Source organism: Paenibacillus sp. PastM-3 (assembly GCF_029893965.1).
In the GTDB taxonomy this organism is placed as follows: Bacteria; Bacillota; Bacilli; order Paenibacillales; family Paenibacillaceae; genus Paenibacillus_AQ.
Window position 1 is genome coordinate 78,768 of record NZ_JARXXP010000010.1, and the last position, 25,469, is coordinate 104,236.

Consider the following 25,469-nt stretch of genomic DNA (forward strand, 5'->3'; position numbering starts at 1 on the left):
TTCTGCTATTGGACATTGCTGCGGCAGAGCTGCGGAGAGAGCCCCATATATTTCTTGAACAGCCTTGAAAAATAAAACGGGTCGCTGTAATGCAGCATGCCGGAAATTTCCTTGACCTGCAGCGATGTATTAAGCAGCAGATGCTTTGCTTCCGCCATTTTCAGCCTGTGCATATATTCATGCAGCGGATAGCCGCTGCTGCTGCGGACCAGCCGGCGCAGGGTGGACATGGAGATATGGTGCTTCGCAGCAATCCCCGGCAGATCAGGCTGCTCATATATGCAGGCTTCCAGATCGCCGCGTATTTCCGTCATTGTCCCCTGCCGGCGGAACCGCGGATGATCAGGGAACATGCAGGAGCATTCCAGCAGCGTGGACTCCAGCCGCAGCGCTGCCCGGTCGGCATCGGCAGGAACGCCCCCGTCCATCAGACTCAAAACCTCCTCAAAGAAAGGGACCAGCTCCTCCGGACTGCCGGTCTGGAAGGTACTTCCGCCTGCTATGAGTCCCGCTTCCAGCCACTCATCCGCCCGGCTTCCCATAAAGTTGATGTAATATTCATCCCAGCTCCCGCCGGGGGGCGGACCAAAGCTGTAGCTGCAGCCCGGCCGGAAGAAGAACAGGCTTCCTGCGCGTACCTGCTGCGCCGGCCCCCCGTTCTCGGATATACTGCCGGAGCCCGCTGCAATATAGACCAGCGCCCAATGCCCGAACACTACCCCGTTGCGAAACAGCGTTCTTCCCGGCAGATGTCCGGCCTGCCCGATCCGGATGGCTGTCAGCCGGAGCATGGAAGCATCCAGCTTGGGGTCAATGATTCTGACAGGATACGGGCTGATCATATAATCCATGATCTTGGGCATACCCTCTATTCCTCCCTTTATTGCCGAATGGTATCGTTATTGCAGGTGAACATATTCTACATAAACAAGAGGTGTTTAAGCTATGCCTGAAATCTGTAATCTGCAGCTTTTGCCCGGTCCGCAGACCCTTACAATGTCTGAAGGGCTATTCCGCATTCCGCTAAAAAGCTGCATTATTCTCCCTGCAACAGAAAACCGGGACATCCTGCCCGCAGCCCGCAGGCTTCAAGAGGCAATCGGCCGAATTCTTCAGCTCAGCCTGCCCCTGTCGGTCGGCATCCGCTCATCTGTCCGGCCTGCAGCCAGCTTCTGCTGCAATCCGCTGCTCCCTGCGCAAGGTTACGAGATCACAATTGCAGCAGACGGCATTACCGTAACGTACAGCACACCGGAAGGCGCTTACTACGCCGTTGCCACACTTCAGCAGATGCTGGAGCAGTGCGGCAGGGAAGTGCCCTGCCTGTTCATCCGCGATCAGCCGGACTTTGCCGCCCGCGGCCTGATGCTCGATATCAGCCGGAACAAAATCCCCAAGCTGGAAACCCTGTATAAGATTATTGATCTGATGGCTGACCTTAGACTCAATCAGCTGCAGTTATATATAGAAGGTTCTCCCTTCGCCTACGAATCCTTTCCGCAGGTCTGGGAGCTGGAGACGCCTCTTACCGGTGATGAAATTCTGCTGCTGGATGCCTACTGCCGGGAGCGATATATTGAGCTCGTACCGAACCAGAACAGCTTCGGCCATATGGAACACTGGCTGACCCGCCCGGAATTCAACCATCTGGCAGAAATCCCCGGAGGCTTCATGCTGCCTGATCATATGTACGACCACGACCTGTATCCGGACGGCCTGTTCATGCAGCCGGGAACCTTCCACACAGAAAACCCAGAGTCCCTGAAGCTGCTGGAAACAATGTACGATGATCTCCTGCCCTACTTCACTTCAGGCCAGTTCAATGTCGGCTGCGATGAAACCTATGAACTGGGACTTGGCAAAAGCAAAGCACTTGCCGATTCAGCAGGCAAAGGCCGGCTATACCTGTCATTCCTGCTTGAAATTCATAAGCTTGTCACTGCCAGGGGCAAAAAAATGCAGTTCTGGGGCGATATCATTATCCAGCACCCCGAGCTGATTCCGGAGCTGCCTAAGGATATCATTGCCATGGAGTGGGGCTACAGTGCGGAGCATCCGTTCGAAGCCGATACCCTGAAGTTCCGTGAGGCGCAGATTCCGTTCTATGTCTGCCCGGGAACAAGCTCCTGGAATTCCGTAACCGGCCGGACCGATAATATGCTGGCCAATCTGCGCAGTGCAGCTGTTCATGGCAAGGAAAACGGTGCAATCGGCTATCTTATTACCGACTGGGGCGATTTCGGCCATTGGCAGCATCTGCCGGTCAGCTATGCCGGATACGTATACGGAGCTGCGCTGGCCTGGAATGTCCAGAACAACCTGGAGGCCGATGTGGCCGGATACCTGAACCGCTCTGTCTTCCGGGACCGCTCGGATAAGACCGGACAACTGCTGCTTGACCTGGGCAATTATTACAAGCTGGAATCCGGCGCTCTGAGGCCAAATGATTCCGAACTGTCGATGCTGCTGCGCAGCCGGCTGGATAACATGGGCATTGCCCGGAAGCTCAGCCCGGTCCGGCTTGACCAGCTTGAGGCCTATATTCTTGGCATTGAGAACCGCCTGGAGGAGCTGTCCCCCGGCTGCAGTGATGCCGGACTTGTCTTGCAGGAGCTGGGGAACGGCATCCATTTCCTGAAGCATGCCGTGCAGCTGGCCCGGATCAAGCTGCAGCTGGCGGGAGAGCCGGATGCCCTTGATCCGGCCGTTATCCGCAGGCTGATCAAGGATCTTAACCTGCTGCTTCATGAATACCGCGGGCTATGGATCCGCCGCAACCGTCCAGGCGGACTGGAGCAGAGTGTCAGCCGGCTGCTGCGTCTAAAAGGTGACTATGAAGCCCTGCTGCAGACCCTTGCGGAGCGTCCGGCAGCACCATCTGAATAAAAGCAGAACCGATTAAGGCCCGGCTTCTTCTGCCGGGTCTTTCCTTCTCTCAAGAAACATCTGCCGCGCTTCCTCATACTGGTTCACCAGCATTTCACGCTCCTTGCGTTCATGCGTCTCCCGGTCCCCGGCCTCCCGCAGGCTTTCTTCATCCTGGGTTATTGTCCAGATGTCGGAGAACAGGTAATCCCTGATTTCAACCACTGCACCTGCAAGCCTGCCCTCCTGCCAGACCAGTCCGCCGGAAGTGCGGATTACGGTGCGTCCGTCAGGTGTGACCGCCTTCTGCCCGAGGCGGATCTGCATCAGCATTTGCCCGAATGTGTACCATTCCATCAGCTTCATTCTCCCTCTCAAGTTCTAATTGAAAAAGACGTTATTGCAGCATACAATCAGATTAACCTACAGCTAAAGATTCACATGCAAACCTTATAGTGACAGGGGATAAGCCTATGGATTGGCTTAACGATTATGAACAGGAGCTCCGGGCGGTATTTGAGGAATGCAAGGCGATCATTTCCGGATTTCCGGAGCCGCTGGACTCCCGCGGGCTGGCCTATCTTGAACAGTTCGATGTCTTTGAGGCCCGCAGCAAAAAGAATTATATCTGCTATCTCCTCCCGTTCTGGCTCCGCAGTGAATGCGGACTTGGGGCTAGGCAGACACATATTATGTCCTCAGGCAATGTTCTTCTGATGCTCTACTTCTTCCTGCAGGATGATCTGATGGACAACCGGCGCAGCTCTGCAGCAAAACTGCTGCCGCTTGCGAATCTGCTGTATGCGGAGTTTCTGGATCTTTACCGCCCGCTCTTCCCTGCTGAATCCTCCTTCTGGACGCATTTCAAACGTTATCTCTTCGAGTGGTCAGACAGCGTCAGCGGGGAAGACACCGGAGACTATTACTTTAACGACCGCAGCCGGATTGCCGCCAAAGCAGCGCCCCTAAAGCTGTCTGCCATAGCCGCCCTGCTGCTCGCCGGCATGGAGTCCTCTATTGCCGCTGCAGAAGTTGCAGTACAGGAAGTGCTGATCACCCTGCAGATGCTCGACGATTATGAGGACTGGGAAGAGGATCTGGCTGATGGCAGCTATAACTGCCTGTTGTCCCTGGTCCGCCACCGTCTGCACCCGCAGGATAGCAGAGCCGTTCTTAATCCGGACGAAGTAAGGGTGTTTATTTATACGTCCGGCGGACTTATGGAGTATGCAGCAGCGGCAGCAGCCAACCATGAACGGCTGATCTCGGGCGTTTTCCGCATTCCCGGACTCACTGCATTCCATCAGATGCTGGCGGACAACCTCCGGCAGATTGCTGCCGCGATTGAAGCGGAAAAGGCACTTCTGCAGCAAGGCGGGTTACAGTACTGGCTTTCCAGGCATATGAAAGAAGAGCTGAGCTCTAATCATTCTGGTAACAACCAAAAATAGTCATAGATTCAAATAAAATGCTATGATATGCTTATGGGGTAATATTACCATTTCGGGGAAGGGTGATTATTGTGTCAGAGGCGATTTTTAAGAATCAAGTGATTCAGAAAGCATGGGAAGATCCGGGTTTCAAAGCTAAGCTGCTTGCCGATCCGAAAGAAGCTCTCAGAGAAGCACTAGGTATCAATCTGCCTGATCATATTACACTCAAAACGGTCGAGGAAGGCTCCAATGAGTTCTATCTGGTTATTCCTCCAAATCCGTCCTCCGGTGTTATGAAAACGGATGTCACCACCCTCGGTTCCTGGTAAGCATACATCACGCCTCTAACTTCACAGGGAGCCTGAACCTTCCGGAGGCTTTGCCAATGGCAAAGTCGTAACGGCTTCGGTTCCGGCTCCTTTTTGGCTTTCAAAACGGATTTCGCCCGCCATCGCTTCAATGATCCGGAAGGTCACCATCAGTCCCAGGCCGGTTCCCTTGGTTTTATTGGAGAAATACGGTTCACCGAGCCGGCTCAGCACTTCAGGGTCCATCCCCTCACCGTCGTCCTGAATATGAATATACACCTTATCCCCGACACCGTAGGCGATCATCTGTATGGTGCCTTCAGCTCCGAGCGATTCGATGCTGTTCTTGATAATGTTAATATAAGCCTGCTTGAACTTGGAGGAATTACCTTTGACCCACAGGCCTTCTCCGGCCTGCATGAGCATGTTGCCCCCGTTCAGATGGCACAGCGGCAGCATAATGCTCTCGATATGCTTGAACTCCTCCCTGACATTCAGGATCGAAATCTGCTCGAATTCCGGTTTGGCAAAAGTCAGAAAATCCGTAATGATATTAGCTGCACGGTCCAGCTCACTGAGCGCCATAGATAAATACTGTTCCTCGCTGCCGCTTGCCTTCTCACTGAGAAGCTGCAGAAACCCTCTTGTCACCTGCAGCGGATTACGCACCTCATGAGCTACTGAGGCAGCAAGCTCACTGATGATTTCCATTTTTTCGGAACGCTGCAGTTCGTTATTGAACAGCTCCAGCTCCCTTGAATATTTGACCACCTGCCGGTGGTTGAGAGCCAGCCTGCGGCCCAGAATGACAATCAGTGAAAGAATGAACACGACCAGCGCCCATTTCCAGTAGAACAGATCGTAGTCACCGTTGTTGATATAATACCAGACCAGCTCGGCTACCCCTGTTAAGGCCGCTGTACCGAAGCCTATGGCAAATGTAATCGCGTCCTTGTTCTTTTTTAGTGAAAAGAAGATTACACAGGCAATGAGCAGGACAAACTGGGCGATCATAATAAAACCGATTACCGTAGTAGAGACAAAATAATAGAACTCCACAAATCGGTTGTCTGCCAGTGTATTGATGATCAGGCACAGAATGCAGAATGCAGAGTAGGCCGTCTGAAAAATGCGGAACCGCCGGATGATGGCGAAGCGGCCGCTGCCGAATATTTTCTCAAACAAAAACGTAAGCGCCGGCAGCAGTGACAGCAGCCCGAGATCCAGTAAGATGATACTTAACGCTCCGTATTGACTGTAAAACGTATAAATAAAGGGCGAATAGGTAATCGCCAGTATACCCGTGGCCGCAATGACAATGGATAAAGACACGGCAATCGAAAAATGCTCCCTGTCCAGAAAAAAACCGCACATAAACAGGACCAGCGCCACAAAAATAAAAGAGCCGCCGAGAATGACATCAATGAGCCCGTTTTTGACAAAATGGCGGATCAGCTCGCTATGCTCGCCAATCACAATTGAATCTTTGATTCCGATCCGGTCCTGGAGGGTCGAAGTCCATATATACATAGTCTTTCCGTTATCCTCGCCCGTGAGCGGTACAAGCAGGGAATAGTTGTCCTTAATGTAGCTGCGGTCCCCCTCCAGCACAAGCCGGTCCTCTACAAATACCTTGATATGCAAGGCGTAGAGCTTTTCGATGTAAACGGCAGGCGATACATAGTGAAAGGCCGGAAGCTTAATGCGGGTCCACGCCGAGGATAGCCCGTCCGGAAGATCGCCTGCAGGATTAGCCGTTCCGCTGTCGAACCAGGCCCCCAGATCCCCGTCCGGGACTTCAAGGCCTGTGTCGCCCGGGCTCTTGCCCCACTGCATCTGCCATTCCGTTATTTTATTTGCAGCATAATGCCCTTCCCCGGAGGCTGACAATGACACGAACGTCAACATCATCAATAGCAGCATCGCTGTTATATGTACACTTTTACCGATCAAGCGCATGCAAGCACCCCAAGAGAACGTATTGGTATAAAAACGGGACAGATCACAGCTAGTATTTCGCCCAGCAATGCCCTTATCCCTTTAAAATACCCATTTTTTATCAAATCTTTTCTATTTACTGTGATCCGCTGGTATTTTTACGACAACCTCGGTTCCCTGACCTTTTTTACTGTGGAATTGAATGGTGCCGTTCATCGCTTCGACGATCCGGAAGGTGACCATCAGCCCCAGGCCTGTTCCCTTGGTTTTATTGGAATAATACGGCTCTCCCAGACGGGATAGCTCGCTCGGCTTCATGCCCTCCCCGTTATCCTTCACACTAATGATGATATGCTGGCCCGATTTCCAGGCTGACACCGTAATCAGTCCTTCTTCGTGCAGCGATTCCACACTGTTCTTGATCAGATTAATGAAGGCCTGCTTAAACTTGGCGGGACTGCCCAGCACATAAAGTCCTTCCTGCAGCTTCAGCTCAATGGTACCGCCCTGCAGATTAACCAGCGGCACCAGGATGCCGGCAACATGCCGCAGCTCACCGGACAGCTCGAATACATCCACTTCCTCCAGTCCGGGCTTGGCAAAGGTGAGGAAGTCTGTAATGATCAGGGAGGCCCGGTCCAGCTCCTGCACCGCCATATCGAGATATTCCTTCTCTTTGCGGCCCGACCGTTCACCCAGAATTTGCAGGAACCCGCGCGTCACCTGCAGCGGATTGCGTACTTCATGTGCTACAGAGGCAGCGAGCTCGCTGATGATCTCCATTTTTTCCGAGCGCTGCGCGGCATTGTTGAACTGCTCCAATTCACGGGAATAGGCGAGCGCCTGCTCGTAGTTTCTGGCAAAGCCCCGGCCGAGAATGATGATCAGCGAGAGGATAAACACCACCACGCCCCACTTCCACCAAAAAAGATGAAAGGAGCCTGTGGAGGTAAAATATAATACCAGCTCGCTGAGTGAAATGACCGCAAAGACGGCGAAACCGGTGGAGAAAATAGCGGCATCCTTGTTTCCTCTGTAAGCATATACCACGGCCAGCCCGAGCAGATATGCCAGCTGAACAATCATCAGTACCCCTAGCACATTCACCGTCATGATCACATACAGCTTGTCCAGCCGGAAGGACAGCAGGACATTCACCAGCAGAAACACAAAGCAAAAACATGAGTACCCCAGCTGAATATTGCGGAAGCGGACAAGATGCCGGCCTTTGCCGGGTCCGAAAATCCGTTCGAAATATAAGGTGAAGGCCGGCAGCAGGATAAATAATGCCATATCAAAGCTGGCTTCGACCAGCCGCTCCCTGCTGCCCAGAACTAGCGACAGAAACGGGGAGTAAGTAATAAACAGCACGCCGAATGCAAGGATCACCAGCACAAGATAGTACCCGCCGGACAATGTCTGCATCCGTATAAAAAATAAACATACCAGCAGGACGGCAGCCATAAAAATGAGCGAGGTCCCCAGGACCACATCCACTAGGTCATGTTTGGCATAAAGCGACATTAGATTATCATAATCTCCCGCTCTGATCTGCCCCGAGGCCCCGAAGCCCCTGTCCCCTCCGCTGCTCCACAGATACAAAGGTCCGTCAGCCTGTGTTGCTGTTAACGGAATCAGCACTTTACTGCCGCTAAAATTAACGTTCTGCCTCGAATCGTAGATGAGCGTGTTATTGCGGTACGCCTTGAGCGTTGTTCCGTATACTTTATCAATAAGCAGCGCTGAATCTGTCTGCATTTGCGGTATTTCAAAGCGCAGCCAGGCTGCGTCAACATCTGCGGGAGGCAGCGGTCTGGCTATATCCGCAGAACATTTCATCCAGTCCTCCTGCGGAGCAGCTGCCGCTTCAGCAACAGTCTCCTCCCCGGATTGCGCCCATTTCAGCTCCCATTCCGGCAGGACAATATCCTGTTCACCGCTCCGCCCGATCGTAATCCCTGCAGTCACCAGAACGGTCAAGAGCAGAAGCATGAATATGGCGGCCACTCTCTTTGGTGATGACAGCTTCATTAGACACCTCAATAAATCATTAGTTGGATTTAATAGTTCGTATGATTCTTACTTTCGACAACCTTCGCACTTTCCCTGCCTCTATCAGCAAATTTCAGCGAAAACCCTGTTTTAATTATCGGCACGGTTAATCAATCTGAAGAATGAATATATTAAGAATGCTCTGCCAAGCCGGGAGGCGCAGATTCGCAGCCGTTTAATCGGGTATAGAATTACTATAGATTAGGGTAAGGAGGTCCGGCTATGACTGACAAAAAGAAATCTGATGCCAGCGCGGAACGGGATGACGACGGGCTCGTAACCGAGCGGGATATAGATGAGGATTTCGGTTTGTTTCAGGAAGGCTCTTATCCCGGTTCACTACGGGATGAGGAGCAGGAAGCTGCCATTAATCACGCTGTCCCCAAAGAGGGAGAGACTTAAATCTAAGGAGCTGAACGGCTATGGGTAATGAGTTCAATAAAACTGAAGCCGATTTTGCATATGAGCGCTATCAGAAAATGGGCGACGCGCCCCCGGAGCAGGATATTCCGCTTGAGGAACTGCGCCCGCTTGGCACGATTACGGAGCAGGGCGTAAGCGGTGTAACTCTGGATGTGGAGCGCCAGCCGCTTGAATCGTCACTGGCCAGCCATGAGCCTGCTCATGAAAGACCTGTTGATTATGTGGACGGTATAGCGGATGAAGGTGCTGATCCGGCGCTTGAAGGCGACTCCATCCTTGCCGCCGATATCGGCGTAAATGAGCCTCAGCCGGCGCTTGGCCGCAGAGCCGACCGGGACAGCAGCATCATCGCTCCCCCTGCCCCGCAGCGGGACGAGCTGCTGGAATCCGACTCGCTTTTCGCCGCCGGAGCAGCCGGTTTAACCGGCAGTGTAATTGATTATGCCGATGACGAGGAAAGCTATGAGGAGGAGCAGCCGCTGGAGGATGTTCCGGATGCCGATGAGCTGCAGCCCGGCACTGCGGTTGACCCGGCCGCCCCTCCGGCTGATGTTATGCCCGGCACGGATGTGTTGAACGGCTCTACGGGCGAAGACGATTAGCCCGGACGCTTCACATGAAGAGGTTTAGAGTAATAGGTGTATATAATGTACAAAGGCCAAAAGCTAATCCGGAAAAGCGTTTCCGGTGCTTTTGGCCTTTTTTTGCTAATAGTAAATGGATTCGGGTTTTAAATATTGCCGTTTACCTGCGCATCTGCTGTCCCCCCGTGGGCACGCGCTTCACCAACCTTGGCCTCCAGGTTCTGCAGCTTGACCAGCAGCGCTGCTGCAAGCAGCATCATTCCGTTAATAACGAATACCCAGCGGATCGGGATGAACGCGCCCAGCAGTCCGCCCATAATCGGCCCGGCCATGGTAGCAAGCTGCGAGGCTGCCTGATTCAGGCCGAACGCGCGGCCGCGGAAGCCCGGTTCAATGGTCTGGACAATCATTGCATTGACTGAAGGCAGCACTCCCGCATAGAACAGGCCGTAGACAAACCGCAGAATGGCAAACTCCACATAGCCGGATACAAAATATTGCAGGATGTTGCCGATCCCGCCGCCGATCAGGCCGATGAACAAAATAAACCCGAAGCCCTTACGGCTGCCGATCCGCCCCCACTGCGGAGCCATTATTACCGTTGCTATGCCGACAGCGGAGAAAACAATACCCGAGCTAAGCGATGCCGTGTTCCTTGAAACCCCCATATCCAGCAGATAAATCGGCAGCAGCGGCTCCAGAATCATAACGGAGAAGGTGCTGATTCCCGCAAGTGACAGCAGCGTAATGAACGCTTTATTTTTGACTGCCTCCCGGATGTCATCGCTGACACGTGATCTTGCCGCGGAACGGTTAAAGTTCTCCTCCCTGGCAAAAAAGGTGGCGATCAGCGCTGACACGAGCACAATGGCCGCCGAGAACAGAAACGCATCGCGGTTGCTCGAATAATAGCTCACCACTCCGCCGATCAGCGGGCCGATAATGCTTCCTGTCGCTCCCGCTGTTGACATGATGCTGAGCGCATAGCCGGTCTTTTCCTCCGGCGTATTGGTCGCCACCATCGCAATTGCCGCCGGAACAAATCCGGCCAGCAGCCCCTGAAGCACACGCACAATCAGAAACACATACGGGTCATGCACAAAGAAATTAACCAGATAAAGTGCAGCCAGACTGAAGCCCGAGCGGATCAGCATCGGCTTGCGTCCGTATTTGTCAGCCAGAGACCCCCAGTAAGGCGAGATCAGCGCGCTCGCGAGAAAGGTAATCCCGAAGCTCACCCCCGACCAGATCTCCAGATGACTGGTAACTCCGAGCTGGTCACTAAGAAAAATCGAGAGGAACGGAATCGAAATCGAGTAGGCGGTGCTGCAGAAAAACACCCCTATCCAGAGCACGATCAGATTCCTTTTCCATGAAAATGCCAAGACAACCACCGTCCCTTCTGTTAAACCCTGAAGTATCTACCATTCTAGACTTCTTTTCCCGTGATGCCAAATCACCGTTATTCCCGGGACTTTGCATCAGGCGGGACAAACCATGTATGATGAGTGATGAGCAACCCAGCCTACTCATGATTAAAGGAGAGATTTACAACGTGAAGCGCATTAGAAGAACCCCTGTCATTCTGCTGCTGATGATGACCCTGCTGATGGCCTTTGCCGCAGGCTGCGGCAACAAGCCGGCAGACAACAATGCAGCAGGCAATACTAGCCCGGCTCCCCAGGAGGGTGCAGCTGCCGCCGCCGAAGGCGTCCCGTCTGCCACGGCCAGCCATCCTGTCGTTACCATTGAAATGGATAACGGCGGCATTATCAAGGCTGAGCTCTACCCTGAGGTTGCCCCGAATACCGTAAACAACTTCATTTCCCTGATTCAAAAGGGCTTCTACGACGGAACGATTTTCCACCGTGTTATCCCGGGCTTTATGATTCAGGGCGGTGATCCTGACGGCACCGGCATGGGCGGTCCGGGATATAACATTGCAGGCGAATTCTTGGCCAACGGCTTCACGAATAACCTGCTGCACACCGAGGGTGTGCTGTCCATGGCCAGAGGCCAGGCTATGGACACCGCCGGCTCCCAATTCTTCATTATGGCCGCAACTTCTCCTCACCTTGACGGCAGCTATGCCGCCTTCGGCAAGGTAACGGAAGGCCTCGATGTCGTGCAGGCCATCGTTAACCTGCCGCGTGACGACTCGGACCGGCCGGACACGCCTCCCGTCATGACTAAGGTTACGGTAGACACGCTGGGCGTAACTTATCCGGAACCGGAAAAAGTAGAATAGCTCCATCCCTGACCGGGGGAGCTTCAATCCGTACAGCATAGAAGCCCCTCTCCGGGTGATCCGGAGACGGGCTTCTTCACGTTACAGCAGTCAGCACCGGATGGCTTCCGTTGCAGGCTGGCTGTTATCTTCTGCTGATGGCATGATGCGGATTACGCAGGAAGGTGCTGCGGCTGTTGCGCAGCAGGGTAATCCGTTCCTCGGCCAGGCGGTCCGCTGCGGCATACGCCGGAATACCGCTGGTACGCGAAATCTCCAGCACGCGGGTAATGCTGTCATAGATTTTGCTGATCTGCTTGAAGGCACGGTCCTTATTGTAGCCGTTCAGTTCGTCAGCAATATTAATGACGCCGCCGGCGTTAATGACATAATCGGGCGCGTAGACGATGCCCATCTCATGCAGGGCGTCCCCATGGCGCGGCTCCTTCAGCTGGTTGTTGGCTGCGCCCGCAACCACCTTGGCTTTAAGCAGCGGCAGCGACTCGTCGTTGATGGTCGCCCCAAGCGCGCAAGGTGCGTAAATATCGCACTGTACACTGATAATATCAGCCGGATCAACCGCCTTCGCGCCATAGGCTTCAACCGCCCGGGCTACCGGTTCCTTATTGATATCTGTGACAATCAGCTCTGCGCCTTCCTCATGCAGATATTTGCACAGCGTAAACGATACATTTCCGACGCCCTGCACGGCAACCGTTCTGCCGGCCAGCGAGTCGCTGCCAAAGGCGGCTTTGGCTGCTGCCTTCATCCCTTGATAGACGCCGTAGGCTGTCGCTGGTGACGGGTTACCGGAAGAACCGTAAGTAGCCGAAATCCCGGTTACGAAATCCGTCTCCTGATGAATAATGTCCATATCCGCTTCTGTGGTTCCAACATCCTCAGCTGTAATGTAACGTCCGTTAAGTCCTTGTATGTATCTGCCGAAAGCACGGAACATGGCTTCATTTTTATCCTTCTTCGGATCGCCGATGATTACAGTTTTACCGCCGCCCAGGTTCAGACCGGCCACGGCATTTTTGTACGTCATCCCTTTGGCAAGCCGGAGCGCATCGGTTATAGCGGCCTCTTCAGTAGCATAGGTCCACATTCTAGTCCCGCCGAGCGCCGGTCCCAGTGTAGTATCGTGAATCGCAATAATTGCCTTGAGGCCCGATGCTTTATCCTGGCAAAACAACAGTTCCTCGTAATCGTCCCGCTCCATTGCTGCAAACAATTCCATTATGTCCATATCCCCTGTCTTATCGCATTATGCGTGTTACGTTTCATAACAAAGCTAGTATACTCAACTTTTGTTGTCAAGTTCATTTGTCCTTTTCTGTAGGAAAAAACGCAAAATAAACCCAATAACCTACATCAATATAACGTATGATGTAACCCCAAATTGAACCGGCTAGCCGTCCTTAACGTTAAAAAAAAGAAGCGCTTGCGCGCCTCTATTCCCAGTATTCATCAGGCCGGTATTCAATTTCCGATTGTACAGTGATGCTCAGACATTCAGCATCCGCATCGTACACGACGGGTTGATCTCCAACATAATACCAGTGCTTGATCACCGGACCCTCGGCCGGCTCTTCAAACCGGAACACATTCAGCTCCGGGCTCAGCTCCACCACGGCCGCCCCCTGTGCAGCCTTTACTCCGCAGAGCTTAATCAGCGTAAGCTCTCCTTGCGGACTGAACGTGCAGGTCAGTCCTTCCGTACTGCTGACAAGCATACGCCCGGTTACAGAGTGCTTCACCAGCACCCTCTCCTGCTGCTGCATTTTTGGCTCCTCCTTCATTATGGGATTGTACGTACCTGACTATGGCAGATCAATAACCATGACCAGAGTGTCAGCTCCGCTGGCAAGCGCAAGCCTGCTGATTCCCTCAATCCGGGCCGAATCTCCCGGCTGCAGGAGCTGACCGTCCGGCAGCTTAACCTGTCCTTCAATTAAATAAACGAAAATACGGCGGCCTGCCTCCTGCTCCAGCGCCAGCTCCCGGCCTGCCGCGGCCCGGCCCAGGTAAATGGTCATATCCTGGGCAATGTCTACAATCTCCGGTGTGCGCTCCGGGGCAACCACCGGCAGCAGTCTGCCTTCAAGCCTCGCAGGATCGAACCGCCCGGTTGTATAGGAGGGCGCTGTACCGCGTGTGCGCGGCATGAACCAAAGCTGCAGCAGCCGCACCGGTTCTGTGTCCGAAGGATTATGCTCGGTATGGATCGCCCCGGTACCGGCCGACATCCGCTGAACGCCGCCGAACTCCGTCTCCGCCACATTGCCCAGATTGTCCTCATGGCGCAGCCGGCCGGACAATACAATGGAGACGATCTCCATGTCGCTATGCGGATGGGCGCCGAAGCCTCTGCCCGGTGCAATGGTATCATCGTTGCAGACGCGCATAGGACCAAAAGCCGTATTATCCGGATCATAGAAATCCCCGAACGAGAAGCTGTGGCTGCCCTTCAGCCAGCCATGATCAAACCGGTGCGCGGATGCCGCGGGATAAACCTTGATCATATCGATCCCTCCTGATTGTCTGATGAGTTTGAGTTAATGATTCAGTGATTGCTGGAAGCATAAATTCTGCTGTAGAAAGCCTGCATTATTGCAGGCCACTAACAATAGTTTAGCAGAAAGCCCGGCAAAACCAAAAACGACGGCTAGCAGCCGGGGAAGGTACTCCATCTGCCAAAAGAAAAAGAAGCAGCCGGCATACGCCAGCTGCTCCTTCAATTTCAAGTTACCCCTCGAACCCGTTCCACTGGACTACTTCTTCCAGCGGCAGTCTGGCGGTGGAGCGACCTTCTGCTGCAGCTTTGCCCAGAGCAATCAGCATTACAGTCTCGTAACGTTCAGGAATGTTGAACAGCTCACGGAACTTAGCGGGATGGAAGCCGCCCATAGGAACCGTGTCGTAGCCCTTCGCCTTCGCCGCAAGCATCAGCTGCATGGATACCAGGCCGCCGTCAATGAGGGCTATTTCCTTCAGCTTCTGGACCGGCAAGCTGGAGTAGCCGTCTCTGCTGCGCTTAGCCATTGCCGCACCCACCTCTGCAGTGACATATCCGGCTGCTTCAGCGTACTCCCATATTTTCTCTGCATTGCGGTAAGCCTCGATGTCGCCGATTACAGCAATCGTAGCCGAAGCATCGACAACCTGCTGCTGGTTATTCGCAATCGGAAGCAGCTGCTCCTTCAGCTCCGGATCTGTAATTACAATAAAGCGCCAAGGCTGCAGATTGGATGAGGACGGGGCCAGAATGGCGTCATCCAGAATCGCTTTGATTTCCTCATCGGAAATGTTCCAGGACGGATCATATTTCCGCACCGAATGCCGCTCCCGGATCACCTTACTGAACTCTACTTCCACCTTCAATTCTGTTGTCATTGTCTAACTCCTCCTCTTCCTGATCCCAATTCTGTGAGTATAAAAGCACAGTTAAAGTCAAAAAAATATCTGCGTCATCATACCCTATGCTGCCCGACATTTAACTGTAATTAATTACGCACAGTATAGTTCACAAAAAAGCCTTCTGTCAACAGCCAGCCTTGCGCACCATTTCAGCTAACGTATATTTTTCCAGCACAACCACGATACTGCGGTCCATTTCGGCAAAAAGTTCACCGCAGGCGTCCATCATCTGCTCACCTAGCGCATTACCGCACATCGTCTCATTCACCGCTTTGCTGCACGCCTCGCCCGCCTCTAGTGCCTGATAAATGTCGGCAAGGGTCAGCTTTTCCGGGTCACAGTTAAGCGCATAGCCGCCGTCGCGGCCTTCTTTGGTCACCAGAATCTGCGCACGCGTCAGCTTGGCCATCGTCTTTCTCAGCAGGGTCGCCTCGGAAGAGAGCAGCTCGGCCATTTCACAGCTTGAACAGGTATCACCTTTGCGGGCCAGCACCACCATTGCCTGCAGTACCAGTCCGAAGGATTTATATTGGGAAGCGCCACTGCTGCGTGTTTTTGTCATACGGGCTCCTTTCTGACTCATTGATGTATGTTAAGTATAGAACGCCTGACCTTTTTTGGCAAAAAGAAAGCCCCCGCCCTGACGACCTACAGGTCCAAGGCAGAGGCTTGCTGCTATAAACGCGGGCCGTCAGCTGGTAAGCTTCCTCGCCCATATATATTGACTACAGCTTGGCGATCGTTTCAGTGAGTACCGGTACGATCTGGGATTTGCGGGATACAACGCCTCTGAGCAGCGCTTTGTTATCATCCAGCTTCACATTGTAAGCCTGCTCTACTGCACCGGCGAGACGGCCGAGCGCCAGACCTACGGAGTCGTTGTTCAGGATATCTGTTACTACGAACAGGAACAGATCCAGTTCTTTTTCAGCAATAATAGCTGTCAGCGCCGCTTCCAGCTCTGCCTGCTTGGAGAGCACATCGTTCACGTCAACCGCGTTGACCTGGGCGATTTCAACCTTGTAGTCACCCATTTTGAATTCCTTGGCATCCAGGGAGATCAGCTGGGCAATGCTCTTGTCGCTGAGGTCAGCACCGGCTTTAAGCATAGCCAGACCGTATTCTTCGGCATTTACACCGGCGATTTCAGCCAGCTCACGGGCAGCCGCTACGTCCTGCTCGGTGCAGGTCGGCGATTTGAACAGCAAAGAATCGGAAATGATTGCGGACAGCATCAGACCGGCGATTTCACGGGGAATCGCTACACCGTTTTCTTTGTACAGCTTGTTAAGGATAGTCGCAGTGCAGCCTACTGGCTCAGCACGGTAGTAGAGCGGGTGCGCTGTTTCGAAGTTGGCGATCCGGTGGTGGTCGATTACTTCAACTACACGGACCTGCTCAATTCCGTCTGCACTCTGCTGGCGTTCGTTATGATCAACCAGAATCACCTGAGCGGCTTCTCCGGCAACATTTGTAACAAGACGGGGTGCAGCTGCGCCGAACTGATCCAGCGCGAATTGAGTTTCCCCGCTTACTTCACCCAGGCGTACCGCTTCAGCATCCCAGCCCAGTTCCTTCTTGAGTGCCGCATAGGCAATTGCTGAACAAATTGTATCCGTGTCCGGATTTTTGTGTCCAAAGACGAGTGTTTTTTCCATTTCCAATCTCCTTACTTTGTTTTTTGTGAGAATAATATACCATACATTGATAGGGACAAGCCAGAAAAGGAACAGGAAGTCTTTGTTGTCCTTGCATTCTATAATTTTTCGCAGCTAAATGCCTTTAATCACCGCCATCGGTTTGCACTTGGCTACAACATCGGCCAGCCCTGCCCCTGTGATGCTGTCAATAATCTGATCCACATCCTTGTAGGCCTGCGGGCATTCATCGAGAATCGTCTCCAGGGAACGGTGGTTAACGATAATCTCCTCGTCGGTCCCCACCCGCAGCGACTGGCTGAATTCATCCACGCTCACCGCCAGCCGGGTTGCTCTTCTTGAACGTACCCGGCCGGCACCATGGCAGATGGAATAGAAGTTCTTCAGGCCCTCCTCGCGGCCGAGCATAATGTAAGACGAGGTACCCATGGAGCCGGGAATGAGCGCCGGATGCCCGGTAGCTTTGTACGCCGGCGTGTTCAGAAAATGCCCCGGCGGCAGCGCCCGTGTAGCCCCTTTACGGTGCACCAGCATCGGCTGGCCGCGATGGAACTCTTTTAACGCATAGTTATGCATCAGGTCATACAGCACCGGCATTTCGAACTGCGGCCCGTACAGCTCCCGGAAGCCCTCCTGCACCCCGAACGCAATCATATGCCGGTTCGTCACGGCAAAGTTCAGCGCAGAGTACATCAGATTCAGGTAGGTCTGGCCCTCGCGGCTGCTGATCGGCGCATAATTCAGGTTCGGATCGGGGTTCGTTACACCCCAGAGATGCATCGCTTCCTTGATCGTTTTTGTATGTTCACGGCCAACCATCGCCCCCCATGCACGCGAGCCGGAATGGATCATGACAACAACACCGCCGTCGAAGAGCCCCCACTCTGCCGCCAGCTCCTTATGCTCCTCGGCAATTTCCAGATACTGAATCTCGCAAAAATGATTACCGCTCCCCAGGGTTCCGAGCTGGCCGTGGGCGTTTTTGCGGATTTTGGGGGGCAGATTTTCCAGTGCAGTATGGTCATAGCGGAAGTTACTCTCCTCCACATGGGTGATCCATTGCGGGGAAGGGATATATTTTTCCGGCAGACCGTTCAGGCCGCTTCGTACAATCTCCATAATATCAATGTCGGCATAATTGCTGTTGACCCGCTCGTTCGTAGGCACATATTTTTCGATCGCTTCGATCAGTCTGCGGCGGACCTCCTTATCCTGCAGATCCCGCTTATGCAGCGGCGTCGTATGCACGCGCATCCCGCAGCCAATATCCGAACCGACAATTGAAGGCGAGACCATCCCGTCCTTCATGTTCCACACCGCCGTTGTGCCGATGCAGGTTCCCACACCGACATGCGCATCCGGAGTATAAGCCATATATTTATTGCGTGGAATCCGCAGATTGTTGTCAGCCATCTCGAATACCTTGTCTTCAAAAGACTCGTAGATCTCCTGATTGGCGAACACATGCAGCGACCCGTGCGGGAGCTCCAGCTCATAGTGGTTGCTGCCGTGCGATTTGGTGTTTCTGTTCATTGTTACTCCTCCTGTAGTTTTGTCTATATAAAAAAGCTGCCGGCCTGCGCCGTCTCTGCTCTACCTGTAACCAGGCATAGCGAAACCTTGCGCAATCCGGCAGCCCTCATTCAACGTCTAGTGCTGCAGCACGGCTATGCCGTGTTGCGGTAGCTATAGACCAGACCTGTACCTCTGCCCCGTGTGAGAGGGAGAGCAGGCGGGATGAGATGGGTAACAGCCGGATGGATAGAGCCCGCGCTCCCCGCTCTGCCGTCTGAATGCGGCAAAACGGAAGGACTGCGGGTAGAGGCCTGGCTCGAGATCGGATGCCGGGTTTAGAGCCGGAGCTGGCGTTAGAGCTGGCGTTATGTCTAAAACTGGATCGGATTCCGGGGTTATAGCTAGAACCGTATCTGGAGCTGTATCTAACGGGTCTGATTTCAGCGCCAAACCTAGAGCTGGATCTAGAAATAGATCGGATTTCAAAGCCAAAATTAGAGCTGGAGCTGATTGCGGAGCCGGATCTTGTTCTTTGCCCACACCTGTGCCCGGCTGTATGCCCAGCCCTGCTGTCCGCTCTAAGTGCTGCTCATTCCATCTGATTAGTTTGCTCATTCTTCTCTCTCCTTTCAGGGGGGAATAAGGTGCTGGCTAGGAGCGGGTTCAAAGCGATTTTTCCCTTTGATTTCAACATTGGGCCCGCTCGTGCCTCAATCAAAGGGATTTTTTTCCTTATTTCGGCGCTATAGCCCAAGTTTCAGTTCGATTAGTGGGATTTTTCCCCTTATTTCGGTACTTTGGCCCAAGTTTCAGTTCGATTAGTGGGATTTTTCCCCTTATTTCGGCGCTATAGCCCAAGTTTCAGTTCGATTAGTGGGATTTTTCCCCTTATTTCGGTACTTTGGCTCAGGTTGCAGTACGATTAGGGGCATTTTTCCCCTTATTTCGGCGCTATGGCTCAGGTTTCAGTACGATTAGGGGGATTCTCTCCTCTAACCTTGCCTGCCATACGTCTAAGAACAACAAAAAGGCTGCGTCGCACCGCCCCTCTCTCCGCCCCCTTCACAAGGTCAAAGAAAAAGGCTGCGGTGCACGCAGCCTGAAATCCCGGTATTGCCATAGATTTGGCGGCAGAATCAGATCTGCCTGACCCAAGGCAAGGGAGTGCTGCGTGAATCCTGAGTTTCCTCAGAATAGGAATATGCCGGACGTGCGAAAGGCATCGTTAGCTCACGGTCAAATAATTGGCGAACGTGTTCATCCCTGTTCAATGTCTGCATTGTTCCTGCTCCTCCCTATGCCATCTGCGGCGTAAATTTGTAGCCAGCTTACCATGGTTTTCCAGAAGTTGTCAACCTCAAGAATGGTTAGTACCCATCAATATCGTAAGCCTGCTGATACTTTTCCCCATACTTCTAACTACTACAGCATTTAAACCACCCGTTCGTTCCCGGGCTGAGCTGGAAACGGCAATTCTGCACTAGCCTCTTAGCTCCGATCACCTAGCCCTGCCCGGCACCCGTTCGCGGCAATCCCCGCAAAGTCTTCGGCAGGGGATTAGGTACAGCCCTGTCATCCAGCGGCTCGTTGTCCCCGAACAGATCCGGGTTCCCGGCCAGCATGCCGCTTATGATGTCTGTAGTCTCCGCTGCCCCGCAGATCATGACAGGAGCAGCGCCGAAATGCCCCTTGCGCAGCGCTCCGCCGTCCTCCAGCACATGCTCCACCTTCCAGAAATGCTGGGACCACGACAGCCCGCAGTGTCTGCGCGACGGTACAGGGATCTCGGATCCGTCCGGCGTAATCGTGTACAGCTGCTCCGGTTCATCGGTCATTCTGCCCGGAATGTCCACCCATTCCTCAATGCCGTGTATGAACGTGTTCCGCCGCAGATCCACGCCAAGCAGCATGATCTCCGCCTTCCGGTCCAGCAGCTTGCCGTAGACTGATCCGCGGGCACAGGGAGTATCCCAGCGGTGATCCCCGGCGGTAAAAGCTTCGGCATCCCGCCCAAGGGCAGCCACCGAGTGGGTCGGATGCCAGGAACGGATAACGCCCGGACGCCCCCGGAACAGCTCGGGCAGAATTCCTACGCAGGATGGTGAGTCCTGGACGGAGAAGCGCGGATTCGCCGCATCAATATACGACCAGGTATGTGTAGGCAGGACAAGCAGCCCGTCCTTCATATATTCGGACAGCACATCCAGCACGGTATCTGCGCCGCCTTCTACGGGTCCAATGCTTTTTAATGAGGAATGGACCAGCAGCGTTCCTTGGGGATTAATATGAAGCTCCTTCAGCTGTTCGAGCAGGCTGGCTTTCGTATACATTGCAGTACTCTCCTTTTTACGGTCGATATGTAGTTTTCACTTGCAATTCAATTAACTAACTATTAAAATTATAGTAACTTAAATAAATTCACTATTAAGCCAATATTGACCCTGCAACATTTTGTCAATAATGAAAAAAGCATTTGTGAATCTTGTCTATTCCAGTTGTCCCTTCACTCACAATATTCAAAAAATACGCTTACACCATTCCATAACATCACAAACCCGAGGAGGATCTACCATGAGTTTAACATTAAAAGGCCTTCACCATGTATCCGCCATTACAGCCAAAGCTCCAGAAAACTACAAATTCTACACTGAAGTGCTAGGACTCCGGCTGATCAAAAAAACAGTCAATCAGGATGACATCTCCGTCTATCACCTGTTCTACGGCGATGAAGCCGGTAATCCGGGGACAGAGCTGACCTTCTTTGAGCTTCCGAACGCCGGACGCAACCGGGACGGCAATAACAGCATCTCCGCACTGTCGCTGCGTGTACCGGACGACAAGGCGCTGGATTACTGGAAAGAACGGTTTACAGCCTTCAATGTAGACCACGACAGCACAATCGCTGACCGCGGCGGCCGCCTTACCCTTGGCTTCCGCGACCATGAAGGCCAGCGCTTTCTGCTGGTCTCCGACCAGAACAACCAGGGAGTTGCCGGCGGCAAGCCATGGCCGGCCAGTCCGGTGCCGGCGGAATACGGAATCACCGGCCTTGGTCCGGCTCACCTGACAGTCGAGGACGCCGAGCCGACAACGCTCGTCCTGCACGATCTAATGGGCTTCCGCCGCAAAGGAAGCTATCCTTCACCGGTGGCCGGACAGCCGGACATTGTCGTATTTGAAACCGGCGAGGGCGGCTCCGGTGCTGAAGTGCATCTGGAGGAGCGCAGCGATCTGCCGCAGGAGCGCCTGGGCCGGGGCGGTGTGCACCACGTTGCCTTCCGGGTGGATAATGAGACAGAACTAAAACTATGGATCGAGCGTATCCGCACCGTCCAGCTGCCCAATTCCGGCTTTGTGGACCGCTTTTACTTCCGGTCCCTCTACTTCCGGGAGCCGAACGGCATCCTGTTCGAGCTGGCTACGGACGGCCCCGGCTTCGCGACCGATGAGCCGCTGGAGCATCTCGGCGAATCCCTTGCCCTGCCTCCATTCCTGGAAGCGAAACGGGAGCAGATCGAAGCTTACCTCAAGCCGCTGGATACCCGCCAGCAATCCTGAGTCAAACAACCTTTATGCACTATCCCAGCCCAAACAGCTGCGTTCCGCACAGGAACGCAGCTGTTTCTATTTGCACTTGTTCCCGGAGGCCCTCAGCTCTCCGACCAGGTAATGGTAAAGATATTAAATCCGGGACGCGCCGTAGACGGCTTGCCTGTAATCGAGACCGGACTTGTGCCGCCCAGCCGGCCGGTAATTTTCACCGTTGTTGCCGACACGGTCTGCGAGGCATTGTCCAGCCGTTTGATTTTGGCATATTCACTGTATACGAAGCCCATCGTCTCCAGCGATTCCTGTGTGGAGTAACTGAAAGCAGCCTTCTTCACGCCGCCCGAATCCGTATCCAGTGTCGTTGCGATGATAGCATCACTCGGTATCGGAAAATCCTGCGGCAGGTTGACCGGCCGCATCGTGCTCTCCACAGGCGCAGCAGTGCCTGAACCTGAGCCAGATCCAGCTCCAGAGCCGTTGGAGGCTCCCGCATCCGCACCGATGCCGATCCGGACTTTATAATTTACAGCATCATAGGTAATCGGCACATCCAGCGCCTCCGCAACCGAGCGGACCGGCAAATACGTAAGGCCCTCGTACGTAATCGGCCTTAAGGTTTTGCCGTTGCCGTCTCTCAGCCAGTATGGCGTGCCGTCAACAACGACTCCAATGCTGTTGTTCAGATAGGCCTTGATCTCCTGAAGCTTGGCTCCGGCGTATACACCGGCTGAACCGGTCAGCGCCATACCGGCGGCAACCGCGGCAACCAGCCATTTTTTGTTCATTTTCATAAAAAATCCTCCCCCGTATATTAGGTTAATGTGGAAATAAATACTGTGTCCTAATATATTTAACACCCGAAGAAGCCTTCCAACCTTTCACCTGGGTAAAACACCCGCCGTTACCGCCACCATGCCGCTTTTTACTTAACAATATCCAGCAGCTCCGACAGCTCACGGATTTCATAGGTCGGCTCCACACCGGCACTGTTAGTCTTCCTTAAAGGATTGAACCAGCAGGTATCAATTCCGTAATTAACCCCGCCGCGGATATCGGAGGTCAGTGAATCACCCACAATCAGCACCCTGCTTTTATCGGAAATGCCCAGCTTGTCAAAAGCATAATCAAAGATCCCGGCCGCCGGCTTCTGATAACCCGCTTCCTCCGAAATAATGATCTGCTCAAAGGTGCCCGCAAGCGGCGAGCCCTTGATTCTCGACAGCTGCACATCCTTGATTCCGTTCGTAATAATCGCCAGCCTGCAGCCTTCAAGCGCCCCGCACAGCTCTACCGCCCCCTGGATCAGAAACGTGCCTTCCCCCAGAAAACGCAAATAAGCCTCGCTGAATTCCTCCGGATTGTATTCCAGCTTATGCCGGACAAACAGCCGGTTAAAACGCTCCACCCGCAGCGCAGCAGAGGTAATCCGCCCCGCCTCCAGATCGGCCCACAGCGCATGGTTAATCTCCTGATAGCTCGCAGCATACTCCTCTGCTCCAGCCGGCAGCCCGAAGTGGGTGAACACATTCAGAAACGCCTGCCCTTCAGCCATTCCATAATCAAACAGCGTATCGTCAGCATCAAACAGAATTACGTCATATTTCATCATCCGCCTCCAAAATGGTTGTACAATCGACAAGGTATTGCACTCTGAGATATAATCTAGACAGCCCTGCTCATAAGACAATTTATCGTGGAACATCTTAAGCTTATCCTTCAAAAAAATCAACGGTGGTGATTGTCATTTTTTACGTTTTGGCGTTTCTGGTATCATTTTGTATCGTTTATCTGCTCATTCCTCCGCTCGGCAGGCTTGCGTTCCGGCTTGATTTTGTGGACAGGCCCCGGGAGGATGTGGAGCGCAAAATCCATAGGGAGCCTATCCCCCTGACAGCCAGTTATGCAATATTCATCGGTTTTTTCATTACATATCTGCTGTTTACTCGTGATTTCTCGCTGGAGACGCTCGCCCTCTTCATCGGCGGGGTGCTTCTGCTCACTATAGGTACTATTGATGACTGGTACAAAACCAAAGGCAAGGACTTTCCGGCCCTGCCCAAGTTCATCGTCCAGATTGCAGCGGCCATTCTTGTCTTCCTGTCCGGTAATGCCTTCACCGGCTTCATCAATCCGTTCTCGGGAGATTATGTTTCCCTGCCGTTCATCCTGCAGTTCATTCTGACGATCATCTGGATCTTTGGTGTGACTACAGTAATTAACTTCTCTGACGGTATGGACGGGCTGGCCGGCGGGCTTACGGCAATTTCAGCCGTTACACTTTTCATCGTCGCGCTCACCAAAGGCCAGTCTGCATCTGCCATCATGGCCATTTCCCTGGTCGGCGTCACACTGGCATACCTGCGCTTCAATAAGGCACCAGCCAAAATCTTCATGGGCGATGCCGGCGCTACCTTCATGGGCTTCATTCTGGCGGTCATCGCGCTGGACGGGGCGTTCAAGCAGGCTACGGTGCTGTCCCTGTTCATCCCGATCCTGGCGCTCGGCGTGCCGATCTTCGACAATCTGTTTGTCGTGATCAAGCGGTTCCTTCAGGGCAAAGCGATTTATCAGGCCGATGCCAGCCAGGTGCACTACCGGCTGCTCAAGGCCGGCCTGAACCAGAAGCAGGTCGTTGCCGTGCTCTATCTGGTCAGCGTCTGCCTGTCGCTGTCATCGATCATTCTGTTGCTGATCGAAACATAACGGACTTTGCAGCAGCGTGCTGCCCCAAACTGCAACACCTCCTTCACTAATGTGAGGGAGGTGTTGTTTTGCCTTCAGCCCTTCTCCTGAATGAAGTCGTACAACTGCCGGTATATCCCTACAATCTGTGACATCGGCATCCGGACCAGGCCGCTGGAGGATGGGGCAACGAACTCGCGAACGCCGTCGACAACGGGCTCCGCGCTCTGGAAGCCCCATTCCGCCTTGGGCCTGCGGCTGAATTCCGTATAGACCCCCTTGCCCACAAAGCAGGCAATCTGCGGCCGGTACTGCTCAAGCTTGCCGCGCAGCAGCTCCCGCCCGGCAGCATATTCCTCGCGGGTGATGTCCTCCGCGCCTACCGTAGGCCGGGCCACAATATTCGTGAAGCCGTACCCAAGCTTCAGCAGCTCACCATCCTCAGCAGCCTCATACAAGCGCGGCGTCAGGCCGGACTGCTGAAGAATCCGCCAGAAATTGTTGCGCGGATTCGCATAATGATGCCCCAGCTCCCCGGAGCGGATGCTCGGGTTAAAGCCGATAAATACGATCTGTAAGCCGTTCTCCAGGTGATCCGGCACTTCTTCCATGAACATTCCCCCTGCCATTCGTTATTTCTCCGCGTTTGCCTGCTCAGCTACGTAATTGTATCAAGCAGCTCTTCCAGCAGGCAGGATCCGTCCTCCGGATCAAGCATTAATCCGTACTGCTCCGGCGTATGCCGCAGCACCTTGGTCAGAAATTTACTGAGGGAAACCTCAGCTTTAGCATCTAACATCCTATAAAACTCCCCT

Annotated in this window: 26 protein-coding genes; 8 read left to right on the forward strand and 18 right to left on the reverse strand. The window is 53.5% G+C overall.

The window, feature by feature from the left end:
• Positions 1-5: 5 nt before the first annotated feature.
• Positions 6-863, reverse strand: coding sequence for a helix-turn-helix transcriptional regulator (locus tag M2108_RS15900; RefSeq protein ID WP_277470371.1), 858 nt, complete (start codon positions 861-863; stop codon positions 6-8).
• Between the two features lie 82 nt (positions 864-945).
• On the opposite strand from M2108_RS15900, the gene M2108_RS15905 reads away from it, so the two are divergent.
• Complete coding sequence (locus tag M2108_RS15905; protein ID WP_277470372.1) at positions 946-2,886, forward strand: glycoside hydrolase family 20 zincin-like fold domain-containing protein; 1,941 nt, start codon at positions 946-948, stop codon at positions 2,884-2,886.
• 12 nt (positions 2,887-2,898) lie between these two features.
• Here M2108_RS15905 and M2108_RS15910 read toward each other — a convergent pair whose 3' ends face one another.
• Positions 2,899-3,222: a hypothetical protein gene (locus M2108_RS15910; protein ID WP_277470373.1), complete on the reverse strand. Its 324-nt coding sequence runs from the start codon at positions 3,220-3,222 to the stop codon at positions 2,899-2,901.
• 116 nt (positions 3,223-3,338) lie between these two features.
• Between M2108_RS15910 and M2108_RS15915 the strand changes: the two genes are divergently transcribed.
• Together M2108_RS15915 and M2108_RS15920 are read left to right on the forward strand one after the other, a co-directional pair.
• On the forward strand, positions 3,339-4,316 hold the full coding sequence (locus tag M2108_RS15915) for a hypothetical protein (protein WP_277470374.1): 978 nt from the start codon (positions 3,339-3,341) through the stop codon (positions 4,314-4,316).
• A gap of 68 nt (positions 4,317-4,384) precedes the next feature.
• The gene (locus tag M2108_RS15920) at positions 4,385-4,627 is read left to right on the forward strand and encodes an NHLP leader peptide family RiPP precursor (RefSeq protein WP_221802318.1); all 243 of its coding nucleotides are present in this window, start codon (positions 4,385-4,387) and stop codon (positions 4,625-4,627) included.
• Positions 4,628-4,648: 21 nt separating this feature from the next.
• On the opposite strand, the gene M2108_RS15925 is transcribed toward M2108_RS15920, so the two are convergent.
• On the reverse strand, positions 4,649-6,565 hold the full coding sequence (locus M2108_RS15925) for an ATP-binding protein (protein ID WP_280777085.1): 1,917 nt from the start codon (positions 6,563-6,565) through the stop codon (positions 4,649-4,651).
• Positions 6,566-6,676: 111 nt separating this feature from the next.
• Positions 6,677-8,575, reverse strand: coding sequence for a sensor histidine kinase (locus tag M2108_RS15930; RefSeq protein WP_280768007.1), 1,899 nt, complete (start codon positions 8,573-8,575; stop codon positions 6,677-6,679).
• Between the two features lie 243 nt (positions 8,576-8,818).
• Between M2108_RS15930 and M2108_RS15935 the strand changes: the two genes are divergently transcribed.
• Together M2108_RS15935 and M2108_RS15940 are read left to right on the forward strand one after the other, a co-directional pair.
• Positions 8,819-8,998 (forward strand): hypothetical protein, encoded by a 180-nt coding sequence (locus M2108_RS15935; RefSeq protein WP_277470376.1) that lies wholly within the window; start codon positions 8,819-8,821, stop codon positions 8,996-8,998.
• A 20-nt stretch (positions 8,999-9,018) separates the two neighbouring features.
• The gene (locus M2108_RS15940; protein ID WP_277470378.1) at positions 9,019-9,621 is read left to right on the forward strand and encodes a hypothetical protein; all 603 of its coding nucleotides are present in this window, start codon (positions 9,019-9,021) and stop codon (positions 9,619-9,621) included.
• Between the two features lie 128 nt (positions 9,622-9,749).
• On the opposite strand, the gene M2108_RS15945 is transcribed toward M2108_RS15940, so the two are convergent.
• Complete coding sequence (locus M2108_RS15945; RefSeq protein WP_277470379.1) at positions 9,750-10,988, reverse strand: MFS transporter; 1,239 nt, start codon at positions 10,986-10,988, stop codon at positions 9,750-9,752.
• Positions 10,989-11,134: 146 nt separating this feature from the next.
• Here M2108_RS15945 and M2108_RS15950 point away from each other — a divergent pair, with 146 nt between their 5' ends.
• Positions 11,135-11,851 carry a peptidylprolyl isomerase gene (locus M2108_RS15950; protein ID WP_277470380.1) on the forward strand — a complete coding sequence of 239 codons (717 nt, stop codon included), beginning with the start codon at positions 11,135-11,137 and terminating at the stop codon, positions 11,849-11,851.
• 124 nt (positions 11,852-11,975) lie between these two features.
• Here the strand turns inward: M2108_RS15950 and M2108_RS15955 are convergent, their stop codons facing one another.
• The 9 genes from M2108_RS15955 to M2108_RS15995 form a co-directional block, all read right to left on the reverse strand.
• Positions 11,976-13,070, reverse strand: coding sequence for a Leu/Phe/Val dehydrogenase (locus M2108_RS15955; RefSeq protein ID WP_277470381.1), 1,095 nt, complete (start codon positions 13,068-13,070; stop codon positions 11,976-11,978).
• Between the two features lie 214 nt (positions 13,071-13,284).
• Positions 13,285-13,614 (reverse strand): hypothetical protein, encoded by a 330-nt coding sequence (locus M2108_RS15960; RefSeq protein WP_277470382.1) that lies wholly within the window; start codon positions 13,612-13,614, stop codon positions 13,285-13,287.
• Positions 13,615-13,653: 39 nt separating this feature from the next.
• Positions 13,654-14,355: a pirin family protein gene (locus M2108_RS15965; RefSeq protein ID WP_277470383.1), complete on the reverse strand. Its 702-nt coding sequence runs from the start codon at positions 14,353-14,355 to the stop codon at positions 13,654-13,656.
• A gap of 33 nt (positions 14,356-14,388) precedes the next feature.
• Positions 14,389-14,571 (reverse strand): hypothetical protein, encoded by a 183-nt coding sequence (locus M2108_RS15970; protein ID WP_277470384.1) that lies wholly within the window; start codon positions 14,569-14,571, stop codon positions 14,389-14,391.
• A gap of 7 nt (positions 14,572-14,578) precedes the next feature.
• Positions 14,579-15,226 carry a nitroreductase family protein gene (locus M2108_RS15975; protein WP_277470385.1) on the reverse strand — a complete coding sequence of 216 codons (648 nt, stop codon included), beginning with the start codon at positions 15,224-15,226 and terminating at the stop codon, positions 14,579-14,581.
• 148 nt (positions 15,227-15,374) lie between these two features.
• Positions 15,375-15,812 (reverse strand): RrF2 family transcriptional regulator, encoded by a 438-nt coding sequence (locus tag M2108_RS15980; RefSeq protein WP_277470386.1) that lies wholly within the window; start codon positions 15,810-15,812, stop codon positions 15,375-15,377.
• Between the two features lie 163 nt (positions 15,813-15,975).
• A complete protein-coding gene (locus M2108_RS15985) occupies positions 15,976-16,908 on the reverse strand; it encodes a manganese-dependent inorganic pyrophosphatase (RefSeq protein ID WP_277470387.1) in 933 nt (310 codons plus the stop codon).
• Positions 16,909-17,022: 114 nt separating this feature from the next.
• Positions 17,023-18,441: an RtcB family protein gene (locus M2108_RS15990; protein ID WP_277470388.1), complete on the reverse strand. Its 1,419-nt coding sequence runs from the start codon at positions 18,439-18,441 to the stop codon at positions 17,023-17,025.
• A gap of 1,484 nt (positions 18,442-19,925) precedes the next feature.
• A complete protein-coding gene (locus tag M2108_RS15995) occupies positions 19,926-20,753 on the reverse strand; it encodes an AAC(3) family N-acetyltransferase (protein ID WP_277470389.1) in 828 nt (275 codons plus the stop codon).
• Positions 20,754-20,994: 241 nt separating this feature from the next.
• Here M2108_RS15995 and M2108_RS16000 point away from each other — a divergent pair, with 241 nt between their 5' ends.
• On the forward strand, positions 20,995-21,981 hold the full coding sequence (locus M2108_RS16000; protein WP_277470390.1) for a ring-cleaving dioxygenase: 987 nt from the start codon (positions 20,995-20,997) through the stop codon (positions 21,979-21,981).
• A gap of 92 nt (positions 21,982-22,073) precedes the next feature.
• On the opposite strand, the gene M2108_RS16005 is transcribed toward M2108_RS16000, so the two are convergent.
• Together M2108_RS16005 and M2108_RS16010 are read right to left on the reverse strand one after the other, a co-directional pair.
• Positions 22,074-22,763 carry a hypothetical protein gene (locus tag M2108_RS16005; protein ID WP_277470391.1) on the reverse strand — a complete coding sequence of 230 codons (690 nt, stop codon included), beginning with the start codon at positions 22,761-22,763 and terminating at the stop codon, positions 22,074-22,076.
• Between the two features lie 131 nt (positions 22,764-22,894).
• Positions 22,895-23,578, reverse strand: a complete 684-nt coding sequence (locus tag M2108_RS16010) for a YjjG family noncanonical pyrimidine nucleotidase (protein WP_277470392.1) — start codon at positions 23,576-23,578, stop codon at positions 22,895-22,897.
• A 137-nt stretch (positions 23,579-23,715) separates the two neighbouring features.
• Between M2108_RS16010 and M2108_RS16015 the strand changes: the two genes are divergently transcribed.
• Entirely contained in the window at positions 23,716-24,675 is a 960-nt protein-coding gene (locus tag M2108_RS16015) for an MraY family glycosyltransferase (protein ID WP_481856917.1), read from the forward strand.
• 74 nt (positions 24,676-24,749) lie between these two features.
• Here M2108_RS16015 and M2108_RS16020 read toward each other — a convergent pair whose 3' ends face one another.
• Both M2108_RS16020 and M2108_RS16025 read right to left on the reverse strand, forming a co-directional pair.
• Positions 24,750-25,265, reverse strand: coding sequence for a mismatch-specific DNA-glycosylase (locus M2108_RS16020; RefSeq protein WP_277470394.1), 516 nt, complete (start codon positions 25,263-25,265; stop codon positions 24,750-24,752).
• 47 nt (positions 25,266-25,312) lie between these two features.
• Positions 25,313-25,453, reverse strand: coding sequence for an RNA 2'-phosphotransferase (locus M2108_RS16025; RefSeq protein WP_346780565.1), 141 nt, complete (start codon positions 25,451-25,453; stop codon positions 25,313-25,315).
• Between the last annotated feature and the right edge of the window lie 16 nt (positions 25,454-25,469).

Bases quoted from the DNA above. Each gene is read 5' to 3' on its own strand.
- M2108_RS15955 (WP_277470381.1), bottom strand. From the start codon at position 13,070: ATGGAATTGTTTGCAGCAATGGAGCGGGACGATTACGAGGAACTGTTG.
- M2108_RS15975 (WP_277470385.1), bottom strand. From the start codon at position 15,226: ATGACAACAGAATTGAAGGTGGAAGTAGAGTTCAGTAAGGTGATCCGG.
- M2108_RS15925 (WP_280777085.1), bottom strand. From the start codon at position 6,565: ATGCGCTTGATCGGTAAAAGTGTACATATAACAGCGATGCTGCTATTG.
- M2108_RS15935 (WP_277470376.1), top strand. From the start codon at position 8,819: ATGACTGACAAAAAGAAATCTGATGCCAGCGCGGAACGGGATGACGAC.
- M2108_RS15995 (WP_277470389.1), bottom strand. From the start codon at position 20,753: ATGTATACGAAAGCCAGCCTGCTCGAACAGCTGAAGGAGCTTCATATT.
- M2108_RS16010 (WP_277470392.1), bottom strand. From the start codon at position 23,578: ATGAAATATGACGTAATTCTGTTTGATGCTGACGATACGCTGTTTGAT.
- M2108_RS15915 (WP_277470374.1), top strand. From the start codon at position 3,339: ATGGATTGGCTTAACGATTATGAACAGGAGCTCCGGGCGGTATTTGAG.
- M2108_RS15900 (WP_277470371.1), bottom strand. From the start codon at position 863: ATGCCCAAGATCATGGATTATATGATCAGCCCGTATCCTGTCAGAATC.
- M2108_RS15980 (WP_277470386.1), bottom strand. From the start codon at position 15,812: ATGACAAAAACACGCAGCAGTGGCGCTTCCCAATATAAATCCTTCGGA.
- M2108_RS16020 (WP_277470394.1), bottom strand. From the start codon at position 25,265: ATGGAAGAAGTGCCGGATCACCTGGAGAACGGCTTACAGATCGTATTT.
- M2108_RS15905 (WP_277470372.1), top strand. From the start codon at position 946: ATGCCTGAAATCTGTAATCTGCAGCTTTTGCCCGGTCCGCAGACCCTT.
- M2108_RS16000 (WP_277470390.1), top strand. From the start codon at position 20,995: ATGAGTTTAACATTAAAAGGCCTTCACCATGTATCCGCCATTACAGCC.
- M2108_RS15950 (WP_277470380.1), top strand. From the start codon at position 11,135: ATGATTAAAGGAGAGATTTACAACGTGAAGCGCATTAGAAGAACCCCT.
- M2108_RS16025 (WP_346780565.1), bottom strand. From the start codon at position 25,453: ATGTTAGATGCTAAAGCTGAGGTTTCCCTCAGTAAATTTCTGACCAAG.
- M2108_RS16005 (WP_277470391.1), bottom strand. From the start codon at position 22,763: ATGAAAATGAACAAAAAATGGCTGGTTGCCGCGGTTGCCGCCGGTATG.
- M2108_RS15965 (WP_277470383.1), bottom strand. From the start codon at position 14,355: ATGATCAAGGTTTATCCCGCGGCATCCGCGCACCGGTTTGATCATGGC.
- M2108_RS15910 (WP_277470373.1), bottom strand. From the start codon at position 3,222: ATGGAATGGTACACATTCGGGCAAATGCTGATGCAGATCCGCCTCGGG.
- M2108_RS15930 (WP_280768007.1), bottom strand. From the start codon at position 8,575: ATGAAGCTGTCATCACCAAAGAGAGTGGCCGCCATATTCATGCTTCTG.
- M2108_RS15960 (WP_277470382.1), bottom strand. From the start codon at position 13,614: ATGCAGCAGCAGGAGAGGGTGCTGGTGAAGCACTCTGTAACCGGGCGT.
- M2108_RS15990 (WP_277470388.1), bottom strand. From the start codon at position 18,441: ATGAACAGAAACACCAAATCGCACGGCAGCAACCACTATGAGCTGGAG.
- M2108_RS15985 (WP_277470387.1), bottom strand. From the start codon at position 16,908: ATGGAAAAAACACTCGTCTTTGGACACAAAAATCCGGACACGGATACA.
- M2108_RS15940 (WP_277470378.1), top strand. From the start codon at position 9,019: ATGGGTAATGAGTTCAATAAAACTGAAGCCGATTTTGCATATGAGCGC.